This window comes from Noviherbaspirillum sp. FW303-A3 (assembly GCF_058788695.1).
Window position 1 is genome coordinate 4,388,904 of sequence record NZ_JBYTAZ010000001.1, and the last position, 13,970, is coordinate 4,402,873.

Annotated in this window: 13 protein-coding genes; 10 read left to right on the forward strand and 3 right to left on the reverse strand. The window is 59.6% G+C overall.

Annotation, left to right across the window (positions count from 1 at the left end; translation table 11 throughout):
• The first annotated feature begins 3 nt into the window (after positions 1-3).
• On the forward strand, positions 4-594 hold the full coding sequence (locus AC3WOY_RS21065) for a hypothetical protein (protein ID WP_492427318.1): 591 nt from the start codon (positions 4-6) through the stop codon (positions 592-594).
• A gap of 54 nt (positions 595-648) precedes the next feature.
• Here the strand turns inward: AC3WOY_RS21065 and AC3WOY_RS21070 are convergent, their stop codons facing one another.
• Positions 649-1,692 carry a Fe(3+) ABC transporter substrate-binding protein gene (locus AC3WOY_RS21070; RefSeq protein ID WP_492427320.1) on the reverse strand — a complete coding sequence of 348 codons (1,044 nt, stop codon included), beginning with the start codon at positions 1,690-1,692 and terminating at the stop codon, positions 649-651.
• A 134-nt stretch (positions 1,693-1,826) separates the two neighbouring features.
• On the opposite strand from AC3WOY_RS21070, the gene AC3WOY_RS21075 reads away from it, so the two are divergent.
• Entirely contained in the window at positions 1,827-2,750 is a 924-nt protein-coding gene (locus AC3WOY_RS21075; RefSeq protein WP_492427322.1) for a patatin-like phospholipase family protein, read from the forward strand.
• Here the strand turns inward: AC3WOY_RS21075 and AC3WOY_RS21080 are convergent.
• A complete protein-coding gene (locus AC3WOY_RS21080) occupies positions 2,734-3,255 on the reverse strand; it encodes a C40 family peptidase (protein WP_492427324.1) in 522 nt (173 codons plus the stop codon). The genes AC3WOY_RS21075 and AC3WOY_RS21080 overlap by 17 nt on opposite strands.
• Before the next feature lie 113 nt (positions 3,256-3,368).
• On the opposite strand from AC3WOY_RS21080, the gene AC3WOY_RS21085 reads away from it, so the two are divergent.
• The 6 genes from AC3WOY_RS21085 (at position 3,369) to AC3WOY_RS21110 (ending at position 10,636) form a co-directional block, all read left to right on the forward strand.
• Complete coding sequence (locus AC3WOY_RS21085; RefSeq protein ID WP_492427326.1) at positions 3,369-4,520, forward strand: response regulator; 1,152 nt, start codon at positions 3,369-3,371, stop codon at positions 4,518-4,520.
• Positions 4,521-4,581: 61 nt separating this feature from the next.
• Entirely contained in the window at positions 4,582-4,989 is a 408-nt protein-coding gene (locus AC3WOY_RS21090) for a GlcG/HbpS family heme-binding protein (RefSeq protein WP_492427328.1), read from the forward strand.
• A gap of 242 nt (positions 4,990-5,231) precedes the next feature.
• Positions 5,232-6,386, forward strand: coding sequence for a glutamine-hydrolyzing carbamoyl-phosphate synthase small subunit (gene carA / locus AC3WOY_RS21095; RefSeq protein ID WP_492427330.1), 1,155 nt, complete (start codon positions 5,232-5,234; stop codon positions 6,384-6,386).
• Complete coding sequence (gene carB / locus AC3WOY_RS21100) at positions 6,379-9,609, forward strand: carbamoyl-phosphate synthase large subunit (protein WP_492427332.1); 3,231 nt, start codon at positions 6,379-6,381, stop codon at positions 9,607-9,609. Before carA ends, carB begins: the two co-directional genes overlap by 8 nt.
• Before the next feature lie 97 nt (positions 9,610-9,706).
• Complete coding sequence (gene greA, locus AC3WOY_RS21105; protein ID WP_492427334.1) at positions 9,707-10,183, forward strand: transcription elongation factor GreA; 477 nt, start codon at positions 9,707-9,709, stop codon at positions 10,181-10,183.
• 6 nt (positions 10,184-10,189) lie between these two features.
• Complete coding sequence (locus AC3WOY_RS21110; protein ID WP_492427336.1) at positions 10,190-10,636, forward strand: DUF4149 domain-containing protein; 447 nt, start codon at positions 10,190-10,192, stop codon at positions 10,634-10,636.
• Positions 10,637-10,681: 45 nt separating this feature from the next.
• Here AC3WOY_RS21110 and yhbY read toward each other — a convergent pair whose 3' ends face one another.
• A complete protein-coding gene (gene yhbY / locus AC3WOY_RS21115) occupies positions 10,682-11,155 on the reverse strand; it encodes a ribosome assembly RNA-binding protein YhbY (RefSeq protein ID WP_492427338.1) in 474 nt (157 codons plus the stop codon).
• A 34-nt stretch (positions 11,156-11,189) separates the two neighbouring features.
• Between yhbY and AC3WOY_RS21120 the strand changes: the two genes are divergently transcribed.
• Positions 11,190-11,834: an RlmE family RNA methyltransferase gene (locus AC3WOY_RS21120; RefSeq protein ID WP_492427340.1), complete on the forward strand. Its 645-nt coding sequence runs from the start codon at positions 11,190-11,192 to the stop codon at positions 11,832-11,834.
• Between the two features lie 236 nt (positions 11,835-12,070).
• Entirely contained in the window at positions 12,071-13,957 is a 1,887-nt protein-coding gene (gene ftsH, locus AC3WOY_RS21125) for an ATP-dependent zinc metalloprotease FtsH (protein ID WP_492427342.1), read from the forward strand.
• The last annotated feature ends 13 nt before the right edge of the window (positions 13,958-13,970 follow it).

Genomic DNA, 13,970 nt, shown 5'->3' on the forward strand with positions numbered 1-13,970 from the left:
TCCATGATCGACAAAGCGGAGTGGTTCCGGAAAGCGATTGCCACCGGCTCGATTGTCGCCGCCGCACTCGTTTCAACCGGTTGTGCAGGCTTGCTTCCCGAGGCAAAGCAACAGACCCAGACACCCTGGCGCACGTATGAAGATGCCCAGGCAATGTTTGAAAAGGTGACCCCCGGGAAGACGTCCCTGTCCGACCTCAAGGCGCTCGGCGTTGATCCGGGTCAAATCCCCAACGTCTCTTACCTCGGCCACGCCGATATGCTGCGGCGATTGCTGCCCACATCGTCCTTCGATATCGAAGTCCTCGCCCCTGGCCTGCGGGAATGCATGTCGCCGGACCGGCCATGCTTTGCGTACGAGATCGAACAGATCTCCCTCGACCGCCAGCGCTACGGCAATTTCTGGCTCGACTTCTTCAACTTCAAGCGGCAGGTCAATGTATCGGGCTGGCAGTTCGACGCCATCTTCGTGATCAAGGGCGACACCGTGGTCTACAAGCACTGGAGCGGCAAGCCGAACCTGCACCAGAAAGAGGAGGAGCGCAGCCCGCTCGGGCCGCTGCAGGGTTTGGGATCTTCCTTGATGCGGAAGTAGGAGAAGACGCAGGGGAGAAGGGGATCCGAATCCGGATCCCCTGGTGCGGAGGAATTACTTGTAGCCGACGCGATCGAGGATGCGCTGTGCGACGATCTGGTTCTTGCCGATCGTTGCAATCGAGACGTTCTCTGCCTTGAACTTGCCCATTTCTTCCAGCGTCGGGTTCTTGGCGACGGCAGTGGCAACCACCGGCCACTCGTTGTTGCCGTTGGCGAAGTAGCCTTGCGCTTCATCGCTGGCCAGGTATTCCAGGAACTTGACTGCCGCCTCACGGTGCGGTGCATTCTTCGCGACGCCGCCGCCGGAAATGTTCAGGTGCGTGCCGGAGGTCTGCTGGTTCGGCCATACGAAGCCGACCTTGCCCATCATTTCCTTGTCTTCCGGCTTGGTAGAGCGCAGCAGGCGGGCATAGTAGTAGGTGTTGGCAACCGCAACGCCGCATTCGCCGGAGGCCACGCCCTTGATCTGGTCGGTGTCGCCGCCGCGCGGAGGACGGGCAAAGTTGTTGACCACGCCTTGCGCCCATTTTTCGGTGGCCGCTTCGCCGTTGCGCTCGACCATCGAACCGATCATGGACAGCATGTAAGGATGCGAACCGGAGCGGGTGCAGACCTTGCCCTTGTTCTTTGCATCGCCCAGCGATTCGTAGGTGGCGACATCTTCCGCCTTCACGTTCGCCTTGTTATAGACGATGATGCGGCCTCGGGTGGAGAAGCCGTACCATTCGGAACCTTTGCCATCGTCCTTGCCGCGCAGGTTGGCCGGGATGCGGGAATCCAGCACCTTCGACTTGACCGGCTGGAACAGGCCGTCGATCTGCGCGCGCCACAGGCGGGCGGCATCGACCATGAGAATGACGTCCGCCGGGCTGTTCTTGCCTTCATTCTTCAGGCGCTCCAGCAGGGCATTGTCGTCCGCTTCGATGCGGTTGATCTTGATGCCGGTCTGCTTGGTAAAGTTGGAGTAGAGCTGTTCGTCCGTCTGGTAGTGGCGGGCGGAATAGAGGTTCAGGACATTTTCCTGTGCATGTGCGAAACCGGTTGCGGCTACCGCGACGAGGGCGGCGGCAATCTTCGTACGGAGGGTGGGTTTCATTATTTTTCCTTGTTGTGGATGATTTTTAGCCACGCCGAATATATCAGCTTTTTATGTGGATGGGAATGATTCTCATTAATGAAAAGAGCAACTCCTCCGATACAATGCGCTCTTCATTTGCGTCGCGCCAACTCATGATTCGTATCCCGCTTGCATCGCTTTTGTCGGCCCTGGCTGTTTTTATCGCCGGTTGCAGCACCTCGCCCGTTTCCGCTCCGGTAACGCCTCAACCGGCAGCCACGCCGGCACGCCCCGTCAAAATCGGCCTCGCACTTGGCGGCGGAGCCGCGCGCGGCTTTGCGCATATCGGCGTCATCAAGGCGCTGGAGGCGCAGGGGATCGTGCCGGATGTGGTGGTCGGGACGAGTGCGGGCAGCCTTGTCGGCGCGCTGTACGCGGCAGGCAACAGCGGGTTCGTGCTGCACAAGCTCGCCCTCGAGATGGACGAAGCGGCCATTTCCGACTGGTCGGTTCCGATGTTTGCGAAAGCGACCGGCGTGCTCAAGGGAGAGGCGCTGCAGAATTACGTGAACAAGGCTGTCAACAACGTGTCGCTGGAAAAACTGAAAATCCCGTTCGGCGCCGTCGCAACCGACCTGAAGAATGGGGAACCTATCCTTTTCCAGCGCGGGAATACCGGTGCGGCGGTTCGCGCCTCTTCCGCGGTGCCCGGTGTTTTCCAGCCGGTGCGCATCGGCGAGCGGTCTTATGTGGATGGCGGCCTCGTGTCGCCGGTGCCCGTACGGTTCGCACGTGAGATGGGCGCGGACTTCGTCATTGCCGTCAATATTTCTTCGCAGCCGGACGCGCAGCCCTCAACCAGCACGCTGGAAGTGCTGTTGCAAACCTTTGCGATCATGGGCCAAAGCATCAACGCCTATGAGCTGAAGGATGCGGACGTCGTCATCCAGCCCAGGCTGGGAACGATGAAGGGGAATGATTTTCCCGGCCGGAACACAGCGATCCTCGCCGGGGAGCAGGCGGCATCGGCATTGATGCCGGAGATCAAGCGCAAGCTTGCGGCCAAGCGAGCAGTCGGGGTTACTCCGCCTGGTTGATGCGGCGGGCACCGTTGAAGCGGTTCTTCCAGTAGCTCATGTCCATGCTTTCGATGCGTACCTGTCCGCCGCCGGATGGCGCATGGATGAACTTGTTGTCGCCCAGGTAAACGCCGACATGGGAAAAGCCGCGGCGCAAGGTGTTGTAAAACACGAGGTCGCCAGGCTGAAGCTCATGGGTGTCGATTTTCTCTCCCACCCGGCTGATTTCTTCCGATGTACGCGGCAGCTCCTTGCCCCACGCTTCCTTGAACAGATAACGAACCAGGCCGCTGCAATCGAGGCCATTTTCAGGGCTGGTGCCGCCATACTTATAGCGGATGCCGATCAGGCTCATGGCCTGCAGCGCCAGCTCGGATGCCCGCGAGGTAAGTCCCTGTATTTTTGTCAATGCAGTAGTTTGCTCGGGCGCCACCTGTTCGGCCGCGGAAGCCGGCATCGCGATGCAGAGCGCGCAGGCGCTTGCACCCAGGAGGTGACGAAAGAGGCGGAAGTTTATTGCCATGTTGATAATGTTGTGCTGCTTTGACCGCCTCAATGTACGGTAAGCCGGGAGTCGCTGTCAAAATTTATTACACAAGGTTATGCTTGTCCCAAAGAGGCTCTTCATCATTCGGCATGACCACCAATACTTCGCTGGACCTTCCCGTCAAGCCGCGCGTACTGATCGCGGATGATTCGCGCATTGTGCGCGCAACCCTGATCAAGCATATCGAAGGGATGTTCGAGTTCCGCGAGGCGCTCGATGGCGAGCAGGCATGGGAGACCTTGTTGCTCGACCCGAGCATCCGCGTCGTCATTACCGACCTGACCATGCCCAAGCTGGACGGCTACGGGTTGCTCAAACGCATTCGGGCCTCGAAAGTCAGCCGCATCCGCGACATTCCTGTCGTTGTCGTTTCCGGAAGTGACGAGCAGGAAGAACGGGAGCGCGTCAAGGCAGCCGGTGCGACCGACCTGATTACCAAGGGCATCGGCACGGCCCAGCTGTTGTCCCGTCTTGATATTCTGTCAAAGCTCGTCGGCACGCAGCGCGAGTTCGAGCGCAGCCTTGAAACCCTGGTCAAGGACAGGGCATCAGGGCCGCACATGCCGCTGCTGTCGCCCGACGAACTGCTGGTGGAGGCCGACAGGCTGCTCGCCCAGTCGGTGGCCGGCAAGAAGAATTTCGTCGTGCTCAACGTGCGGATCGGCATCCGGCATGTGGCATTGGAAGGTGTCGCAACGCTGCCCCCGTCCAGCGTGGTCGAGGCAGTCGGCCAGTTGCTTCTCCGGACTGTGCGCGGGACGGACCTCGTGGCCAAGACCGGAGACGCTGACTTCACCCTTGTCACCAGCGGCATCAACCGCGAAGCAGCGCGCATTTTTGCACAACGGGTTTGCAGCGCCATCAGCAACGCGCATCTCGTGAAGAACGGCCAGATGTCTTTTGCTGCAAGCTGCGGGCTGGTGTCGGTCAACGCCGTCGAAACAGAGGTGAACCTGCAATCGCTGCGTGACCTTGCCGGCCGCCGCGCAGCCCTCGGCCTGAACCAGGTCATTGCAGGTGTCATCGGCCAGGAAGAGCAAGAAGCCTTCGAGCATGGCGAGGCGGTGTTCGGCAGCAGCGCAGCACCGGCGGCTGCCGCCCCGGCAGCGCAGGCACCCGATCTTGCGACGCTGGTGCAATGGATAAAAGAGGGCAGGCGCGAGGAAGTGCTGCCGCACATCGGCAAGCTTTCAAAGGAACTGCAGTCCCTGGTCAGGCTTCTCCTCAAGCAAGGCGCGTAGAACTACGGAAGCGGGACCGTAATGCGTGCCGTACAATGCTGGCTTCATTGAAGGAGACACAATGCAATCCAGACAAGTACTCAGCCTCGAAGACGCTCGTGCAATTGCCGCTGCCGCGGAAGCCGAAGCAAAGGCAAACAACTGGGCCGTGACCATCGCGGTGGTCGATGACGGCGGACACCTGCTCTGGCTGCAGCGCCTCGACAACGCTGCGCCTATTTCCGCGCATATTGCGCCGGCGAAAGCGCGCACTGCGGCGCTTGGCCGCCGTGAAACAAAGATTTATGAAGACATGATCAACAACGGCCGTGTCTCTTTCCTGAGTGCGCCGGAACTGGATGGCATGCTCGAAGGCGGTGTTCCCGTCATCGTCAACGGCCAGTGCGCCGGCGCAGTCGGCGTGTCGGGCGTGAAGTCGTCGGAGGACGTGCAGATTGCGCGCGCCGGCATCGCCGCGTTGAAGATCTGACATTGTTTGCGCAGCCCCGGAACCGGCGGATCGGGGCTGCAGCAAACGCCTTACCACAAACTTACAAATTTGCAGCGCAAGGCGTTCTCGGCTATAATCTTGGGGTTTAACTAAATTCACCCGCCGTAGCGCATACCCCTTCCATTTCCGTCCCAAAAAGACCCACGACAGCCAGCGCAAGCCGTTTGGTCGACGGTCGTTCTGGCGCGGCGCAGCGGCGGTAAACATCTCAGGAGTTACCCTTGCTGCCATTTTTTTCTGGCCAATCAGTTCCGGCCATCCTTGCGCTCGCAGACGGGTCTATCTTTCAGGGTTTTTCCATCGGTGCTCCCGGTCATACGATCGGTGAAGTCGTGTTCAACACGGCCATGACCGGCTACCAGGAAATCCTGACAGACCCCAGCTACAGCCGCCAGATCGTCACCCTTACCTATCCGCATATCGGCAACGTCGGCGTCAATGAAGAAGACGTCGAAGCAACCAAGATCCACGCAGCCGGCCTGATCATCAAGGACCTCCCGCTGCTGGTCTCGAACTTCCGTTCCCAGCGCAGCCTGTCCGATTACCTGAAGGCCGAAAACGTCGTCGGCATCGCCGGCATCGATACCCGCAAGCTGACCCGCATCCTGCGCGAAAAGGGCGCACAGAACGGCGCCATCGTCGCCGGTGAATCGGCAAGCGCGGAAGATGCGCTCGCCCTGGCGAAGTCCTTCCCCGGCCTGGCAGGCATGGACCTGGCAAAGGTCGTGTCGACCGCCAAGTCCTACGTCTGGAGCGAAAGCGAGTGGAAGCTCGGTAGCGGCTACGGCAAGCAAGAGAATCCGAAATTCCACGTCGTCGCCTTCGACTACGGCGTCAAGTACAACATCCTGCGCATGCTCGCCGAACGCGGCTGCAAGGTCACGGTCCTGCCGGCACAGGCAAGCGCAGCGGATGCGCTCGCGCTGAATCCGGACGGCATCTTCCTGTCCAATGGCCCTGGCGACCCGGAACCCTGCGATTACGCAATCGCGGCATCGCGTGAATTGATCGAGCGCGGCATCCCGACCTTTGGCATCTGCCTCGGCCATCAAATCATGGCGCTGGCTTCCGGTGCGAAAACCCTGAAGATGAAGTTCGGCCACCACGGCGCGAACCACCCGGTGCAGGACCTCGACACCAAGCAGGTGATGATCACCTCGCAAAACCACGGTTTTGCCGTCGACGTCGATACGCTGCCGTCCAATTGCCGCGTTACACACGTCTCGCTGTTCGACGGTTCGCTGCAAGGCTTCGCACGCACCGACAAGCCGGCATTCTGCTTCCAGGGACACCCGGAAGCCTCGCCCGGCCCGAATGACATCGCCCCCCTGTTCGATCGCTTCGTGGCGATGATGGAGAAACACAAAAATGCCTAAGCGCACAGATATCAAAAGCATCCTGATCATTGGCGCCGGCCCGATCATCATCGGCCAGGCGTGCGAATTCGACTACTCCGGCGCGCAGGCATGCAAGGCGCTGCGCGAGGAGGGTTACAAGGTCATCCTGGTCAATAGCAATCCGGCGACCATCATGACCGACCCGGAGATGGCCGATGTCACCTACATCGAGCCGATCACCTGGCAGGTCGTCGAGCGCATCATCGACAAGGAACGTCCGGACGCCATCCTCCCGACGATGGGCGGCCAGACCGCGCTCAACTGCGCGCTCGACCTGCACCGCAACGGCGTGCTGACCAAGTACGGCTGCGAACTGATCGGTGCCACGCCCGAAGCCATCGACAAGGCGGAAGACCGCTCCAAGTTCAAGCAGGCGATGACCAAGATCGGCCTCGGTTCCGCACGTTCCGGCGTATCGCACACGATGGAAGAATCGTGGGCGGTGCAGAAGGAAATCGGCTTCCCGGTCATCATCCGTCCGTCCTTCACGATGGGCGGCACCGGCGGCGGCATCGCCTACAACCCGGAAGAATTCGAAACCATCTGCAAGCGCGGCCTCGAAGCCTCGCCGACCTCCGAACTGCTGATCGAGGAATCGCTGATCGGCTGGAAGGAGTACGAGATGGAAGTCGTCCGCGACAAGAAGGACAACTGCATCATCGTATGCTCGATCGAAAACCTCGACCCGATGGGCGTGCACACCGGCGACTCGATCACGGTCGCCCCGGCACAGACCCTGACGGACAAGGAATACCAGATCATGCGCAACGCCTCGCTGGCAGTGCTGCGCGAGATCGGCGTCGACACCGGCGGTTCCAACGTTCAGTTCGCGGTGAATCCGAAAGACGGCCGCATGATCGTCATCGAAATGAACCCGCGTGTGTCGCGTTCGTCCGCACTGGCATCCAAGGCAACGGGTTTCCCGATCGCCAAGGTCGCGGCCAAGCTGGCCGTCGGCTTCACGCTCGACGAGTTGCGTAATGAAATCACCGGTGGTGCCACCCCGGCATCGTTCGAGCCGAGCATCGACTACGTCGTCACCAAGGTGCCGCGTTTCGCCTTCGAGAAATTCCCGACCGCCGACAGCCACCTGACCACCCAGATGAAGTCGGTGGGCGAAGTGATGGCGATCGGCCGCACCTTCCAGGAATCCTTCCAGAAGGCGCTGCGCGGTCTGGAAGTCGGCGTCGACGGCATGAACGAAAAGACCAAGGACCGCGAGACCATCGAAGAGCAGCTCGGCGAACCCGGTCCGGAACGCATCTGGTACGTGGGTGACGCCTTCGCACAAGGCTTCTCGCTGGAAGAAGTGCAGCAGCTCACGCATATCGATCCGTGGTTCCTCGTCCAGATCAAGGAAATCGTCGACATCGAGCTGTGGCTGGAAACCCAGTCGCTGGACGCACTCGACAAGACCACGCTGTTCAAGCTGAAGCAGAAGGGTTTTGCAGACCGTCGCATGGCGAAGCTGCTGAAGACAACCGACAAGGCAATCCGCGAGAAGCGCCGCGAGCTGGGCGTGCGTCCGGTCTACAAGCGCGTCGACACCTGCGCTGCGGAATTCGCGACCAAGACCGCGTACATGTATTCGACCTACGATGAAGAGTGCGAATCGCAGCCGACCGACAAGAAGAAGATCATGGTCCTCGGCGGCGGTCCCAACCGCATCGGTCAGGGCATCGAGTTCGACTACTGCTGCGTGCACGCTGCACTGGCGATGCGCGACGACGGTTACGAAACCATCATGGTCAATTGCAACCCGGAAACCGTGTCGACCGACTATGACACGTCCGACCGTCTCTACTTCGAGCCGCTGACGCTGGAAGACGTGCTGGAAATCGTCGACAAGGAAAAACCTTACGGCGTGATCGTCCAGTATGGCGGACAGACCCCGCTGAAGCTGGCGCTCGACCTCGAAGCCAATGGCGTGCCCATCGTCGGCACCTCGCCGGACATGATCGATGCCGCCGAAGACCGCGAGCGTTTCCAGAAGCTGCTGCAGGACCTCGGCCTGCGCCAGCCGCCGAACCGCACCGCGCGCACGGAAGAAGAAGCACTGCGTCTCGCACAGGACATCGGCTATCCGCTGGTGGTTCGCCCGTCCTACGTGCTGGGCGGCCGCGCAATGGAAATCGTTCACGAGCAGCGTGACCTCGAGCGTTACATGCGCGAAGCGGTCAAGGTCTCCAACGATTCACCGGTGCTGCTCGACCGCTTCCTGAACGATGCGATCGAAGTCGACGTGGATTGCCTCTCCGACGGCCAGCGCACCTTCATCGGCGGCGTGATGGAACACATCGAACAGGCCGGCGTGCACTCGGGCGATTCCGCCTGCTCGCTGCCGCCGTACTCTCTGTCGAAGGAAACCATCGAAGAACTCAAGCGCCAGACTTCTTTGATGGCCAAGGGTCTGAACGTGGTCGGCCTGATGAACGTGCAGTTCGCCATCCAGCAGCAGGAAGTCGACGGCCAGCTGAAGGACATTGTCTTCGTGCTGGAAGTGAACCCGCGTGCCTCGCGTACCGTTCCCTACGTGTCGAAGGCAACCGGCCTGCAACTGGCGAAAATCGCCGCGCGTTGCATGGTCGGCCAGTCGCTCGACAGTCAGGGCATCAAGAACGAAGTCGTGCCCGAGTACTTCAGCGTCAAGGAAGCCGTCTTCCCGTTCAACAAGTTCCCCGGCGTGGATACCATCCTCGGCCCGGAAATGAAGTCGACCGGCGAAGTCATGGGCGTGGGCAAGACCTTCGGCGAAGCTTTCGTGAAGTCCCAGCTCGGCGCCGGCGTGAAACTGCCGAAGTCCGGCAAGGTCTTCCTCAGCGTCAAGAACAGCGACAAACCGCGCGCCGTGCAGGTGGCTAAGGACCTGGTCGAACTGGGTTTCTCGCTGGTTGCAACCAAGGGCACCGCTGCGGCGATCAGTGCAGCCGGTATTCCGGTCGCACCGGTCAACAAGGTCGTGGAAGGTCGTCCGCACGTTGTCGACATGATCAAGAACAACGAGATTGTCATGGTCATCAACACGGTGGAAGAAAAGCGTACGGCGATCACCGATTCCCGTGCGATCCGTACGTCGGCGCTACTGGCGCGCGCAACGACCTACACCACCATCGCCGGCGCGGAGGCGGCGGTCGAAGGCATGCGGCATCTGGACGAGTTGCACGTCTACGATTTACAAGGCCTGCATAAGTCTTTACACTAAACCTCCAAATTCAGTAACTTTCCACAGAGGTCACAGACGATTCCGGGTTTTCCCGGGGTTATTTGTGACCTCTGTGGTTTTCATTTTGTCTACAGATATGAGCACAGTACCGATTACCAAGCGTGGCGCAGAAATGCTGAAGGAAGAGCTGCACCGCCTCAAGACCAAGGACCGTCCTGCCGTCATCAACGCCATCGCTGAAGCGCGCGCCCAGGGCGACCTGTCTGAAAACGCCGAGTACGATGCCGCCAAGGAGCGCCAGGCCTTCATCGAGGGCCGCATTGCGGAACTGGAAGGCAAACTGGGTGCGGCGCAGATCATCGATCCGACCGTGCTGGACGCGGAAGGCCGCATCGTGTTCGCATCGACCGTCGCTCTCGAAGATCTCGAGTCCGGCAACAAGGTGACCTACCAGATCGTCGGCGAGGATGAGGCCGACCTGAAGGAACTAAAAATTTCCATTACCTCCCCGATTGCCCGCGCGCTCATCGGGAAGTACGCCGGCGACGTGGTCGAAGTCAATGCACCCTCCGGCATCCGCGAATACGAAGTCCTCGAAGTCCGCTACATCTGATTCGACATGAGCGTTGTGCGCGTCCGCATGCTGCTGGTGACCCTTTGGGTGGGCAGTCTGTGGACGATCGGTTATGTTGTTGCACCGACCTTGTTCGCGACGCTTGCGGATAGGGTGCTGGCTGGATTCATCGCCGGAAAGCTGTTCCGGATTGAAGCATGGTTGTCAGTCGCATGCGCAATCGCGCTGATCATCTCTTTCAAATGGATGAGCAACGATTACGATGCCAAGGCACGCAAGCATCTCTTGTGGATTGTGTCCGGAATGCTCGCCTGCACACTGGTTGGCTATTTCGGGCTGCAGCCCTTCATGGTAGCGCTGAAGGAATCTGCGGTCGGAGGGGTAATGGATGCGCAGTCCAGATCCAGGTTCGGACTGCTGCATGGCGTGGCCAGCGTGTTCTATCTCATTCAGAGTATCCTGGGTGGATTCCTCGTCTGGAAACTTCGCTGACCGCCGTCGAATCTCGTCGCAATGACGGACATTGCGGCAGATTGATCAAGCCCTGCCAAGGGCCGATTTCTTGGAGCTGGTCTGGCGCTTCTTCGCCCGCTTGATCGTGCCGCCCGCGGTAACGCGTTCATTGCCCTTGAGGACGACTTTCTGGACGGTGGGCCGTTTTGTGCCGCTTGGGCTCGGCTTGACAATGGTGACTTCGCGCAATCCCTTGCCGCGCTTTTCGCTGCGATCTTTCTGCGCTTCTTTCTGCGGACGGTAAAGCACGAGCAGCTTGCCGATGTGCTGAACCGGTGCCGCGCCGAGTTTTTCGCAGATCGTTTCGTAAATCTCGATTCGCGCTTCGCGGTCATCGCCGAAGACGCGCACCTTGATCAGGCCATGCGCATCCAGGCTGGCGTCGATTTCCTTCAGCACGGCAGAGGTCAGTCCGGCGTCGCCGATGATGACGACCGGGTTGAGGGCGTGGGCTTCGGAGCGAAGCGCGCTGCGCTCTGCGGGTGTCAGTTTCACCATGATTAATATTCCTTAAAAGCGGTATTCTACGCGAATGGCAAAGAACAAATTCAACAAAAACTGGATACACGACCACATCAACGATCCTTATGTGAAGCAGGCGCAGAAGGAGGGCTATCGTGCTCGCGCGGTCTACAAGCTCAAGGAAATTGATGAAGGCGAGAAGCTCATCAAGCCGGGACAGGTCATCGTCGACCTTGGATGTACGCCGGGAAGCTGGTCTCAATACGTCCGCAACAAGCTGGCAGGGAAAGAGGGCGGCGGCATCAATGGCACCATCATCGGACTTGATATGCTGCCAATGGATCCGATCGCCGACGTGCATTTCATACAAGGCGATTTTCGTGAGCAGGAAGTGCTGAACCAGCTGGAAGCAGTGCTGGAAGGGCGTCAGGTGGACCTCGTGCTGTCCGACATGGCGCCTAACCTCTCAGGCGTCGCCATCGCGGACGCCGCGCGCGTGGAGCATATCATTGATCTGGCGATCGATTTTGCGCGCGCTCACATGAAACCTTCCGGAGCGCTCCTCGTCAAATGTTTCAACGGCACGGGCTTTAACGAAATCCTCGGGAAGTTCAAGGATGAGTTCAAGGTTGTCTCCCAGAAGAAGCCCAAGGCCAGCAGGGACAAATCGTCTGAAGTCTTTTTGCTCGGCAAGGTATTGAAAAACCCTTCTTGATTGCAACTGTGCAAGTTGCCTTCCTGGCAACCCTTGATATATCCGATTATGACCGCATATCCACAGCGGTCGGAATCGCGCGTCTTGCAGTGGGCTCCAAGCGACAATTACGGCAGTTTTGCCCCGGATCATCCTGCGCTTTGCCGAAATATTCAGGCTGGCAAGCGCTGGTTAATGCGGGTAGAATCAATTTTACAAGTAATGTAAACGGGCGCTGTTGCGTCTAAGGAGTTCTAGTGAACAACATGTTTTCGAAAGCCGCCATCTGGGTTGTCATCGCCCTGGTGCTGTTCACCGTATTCAAGCAATTCGACGGTCGAACACTGGCGGGAGGCGCAACGCCTATACCCTACTCGGACTTCCTGGACGAAGTGAAAGCGCGGCAGATCCGCGAAGCTACCATCGAGGATCGTACGATCATTGCCACGACCAACGATGGCAAGCGCATCAAGACCGCGGTGACTTATCTCGACCGTGGTCTCATCGGCGACCTCGTCAATAACGGCGTCAAGTTCGACGTGAAGCAGCCGGAAGAGCAGTCCTTCCTGTCACAAGTATTCATTTCCTGGTTCCCGATGCTGCTGCTGATCGGCGTCTGGGTGTTCTTTATGCGCCAGATGCAGGGCGGCGGCAAGGGCGGGGCATTCTCGTTCGGCCGCTCCAAGGCGCGCATGCTGGATGAAGCCAGCAATACGGTCACCTTTGCCGACGTCGCAGGCTGCGACGAAGCGAAAGAGGAAGTGCAGGAACTCGTTGACTTCCTGCGCGACCCGACGAAATTCCAGAAACTCGGCGGACGCATTCCCCGCGGCGTACTGATGGTCGGCCCGCCCGGCACGGGTAAGACGCTTCTCGCACGTGCCATCGCCGGCGAAGCGAAGGTTCCGTTCTTCACGATTTCCGGCTCGGACTTCGTCGAAATGTTCGTCGGTGTCGGCGCATCGCGCGTTCGCGACATGTTCGAAAATGCGAAAAAGCATTCTCCCTGCATCATCTTCATCGACGAAATCGACGCTGTCGGCCGTCATCGCGGCGCTGGCCTCGGCGGCGGTAACGATGAGCGCGAGCAGACGCTGAACCAGTTGCTGGTCGAGATGGACGGCTTTGAAGCCAATTCCGGCGTGATTGTGATTGCTGCAACCAACCGTGCCGATGTCCTCGACAAGGCGCTGCTGCGTCCGGGACGTTTCGACCGTCAGGTGATGGTCGGCCTGCCCGATATTCGCGGACGCGAGCAGATCCTTTATGTACACATGCGCAAGGTGCCCATTGCACCGGACGTCAAGGCCGACATCCTGGCTCGCGGCACGCCCGGTTTCTCCGGTGCCGACTTGGCCAACCTGGTGAACGAGGCAGCCCTGTTTGCCGCCCGCCGCAACAAGCGCCTGGTTGAAATGCAGGACTTCGAAGACGCCAAGGACAAGATCGTGATGGGGCCGGAGCGCAAGTCCGCAGTCATGCGTGAGGAAGAACGCCGCAATACCGCGTACCACGAGTCCGGCCACGCCGTGGTGGCAAAGCTGTTGCCGAAGGCGGATCCGGTTCACAAGGTCACTATCATGCCGCGCGGCTATGCCCTTGGCCTCACCTGGCAGCTGCCTGAGCATGATCGCGTGAACATGTACAAGGACAAGATGCTGGAAGAGATCGCCATCCTGTTCGGCGGCCGCATCGCAGAAGAAATCTTCATGCACCAGATGTCCACGGGCGCATCGAACGACTTCGAGCGTGCAACCAAGCTGGCACGCGCCATGGTCACCCGTTACGGCATGTCCGAAACGCTGGGTACCATGGTCTACGAAGACAGCGAGCAGGATGCCTACTTCGGCCGTATGAGCTCGAAGACCGTGTCGGAAGCAACGCAGCAGAAGGTGGACCAGGAAATCCGCTCCATCCTCGACGCACAATATGCGTTGTCGCGCCGTCTGCTGGAAGAGAACAAGGACAAGGTCGAAGTCATGGCCAAGGCATTGCTCGATTGGGAAACTCTCGACGCAGACCAGATCAACGACATCATGGAAGGCCATGAGCCGCGTCCGCCGAAGGCTGGTGTACCGGCCAAGCGTTCCGCGTCCGACAATACCTCGGGCGGAGTGTCCCCGAATGCGACCGCGCCTGCATAACGCGTAGCTGTTC

Bases quoted from the DNA above. Each gene is read 5' to 3' on its own strand.
- AC3WOY_RS21065 (WP_492427318.1), top strand. From the start codon at position 4: ATGATCGACAAAGCGGAGTGGTTCCGGAAAGCGATTGCCACCGGCTCG.
- AC3WOY_RS21070 (WP_492427320.1), bottom strand. From the start codon at position 1,692: ATGAAACCCACCCTCCGTACGAAGATTGCCGCCGCCCTCGTCGCGGTA.
- AC3WOY_RS21075 (WP_492427322.1), top strand. From the start codon at position 1,827: ATGATTCGTATCCCGCTTGCATCGCTTTTGTCGGCCCTGGCTGTTTTT.
- AC3WOY_RS21080 (WP_492427324.1), bottom strand. From the start codon at position 3,255: ATGGCAATAAACTTCCGCCTCTTTCGTCACCTCCTGGGTGCAAGCGCC.
- AC3WOY_RS21085 (WP_492427326.1), top strand. From the start codon at position 3,369: ATGACCACCAATACTTCGCTGGACCTTCCCGTCAAGCCGCGCGTACTG.
- AC3WOY_RS21090 (WP_492427328.1), top strand. From the start codon at position 4,582: ATGCAATCCAGACAAGTACTCAGCCTCGAAGACGCTCGTGCAATTGCC.
- carB (WP_492427332.1), top strand. From the start codon at position 6,379: ATGCCTAAGCGCACAGATATCAAAAGCATCCTGATCATTGGCGCCGGC.
- greA (WP_492427334.1), top strand. From the start codon at position 9,707: ATGAGCACAGTACCGATTACCAAGCGTGGCGCAGAAATGCTGAAGGAA.
- AC3WOY_RS21110 (WP_492427336.1), top strand. From the start codon at position 10,190: ATGAGCGTTGTGCGCGTCCGCATGCTGCTGGTGACCCTTTGGGTGGGC.
- yhbY (WP_492427338.1), bottom strand. From the start codon at position 11,155: ATGGTGAAACTGACACCCGCAGAGCGCAGCGCGCTTCGCTCCGAAGCC.
- AC3WOY_RS21120 (WP_492427340.1), top strand. From the start codon at position 11,190: ATGGCAAAGAACAAATTCAACAAAAACTGGATACACGACCACATCAAC.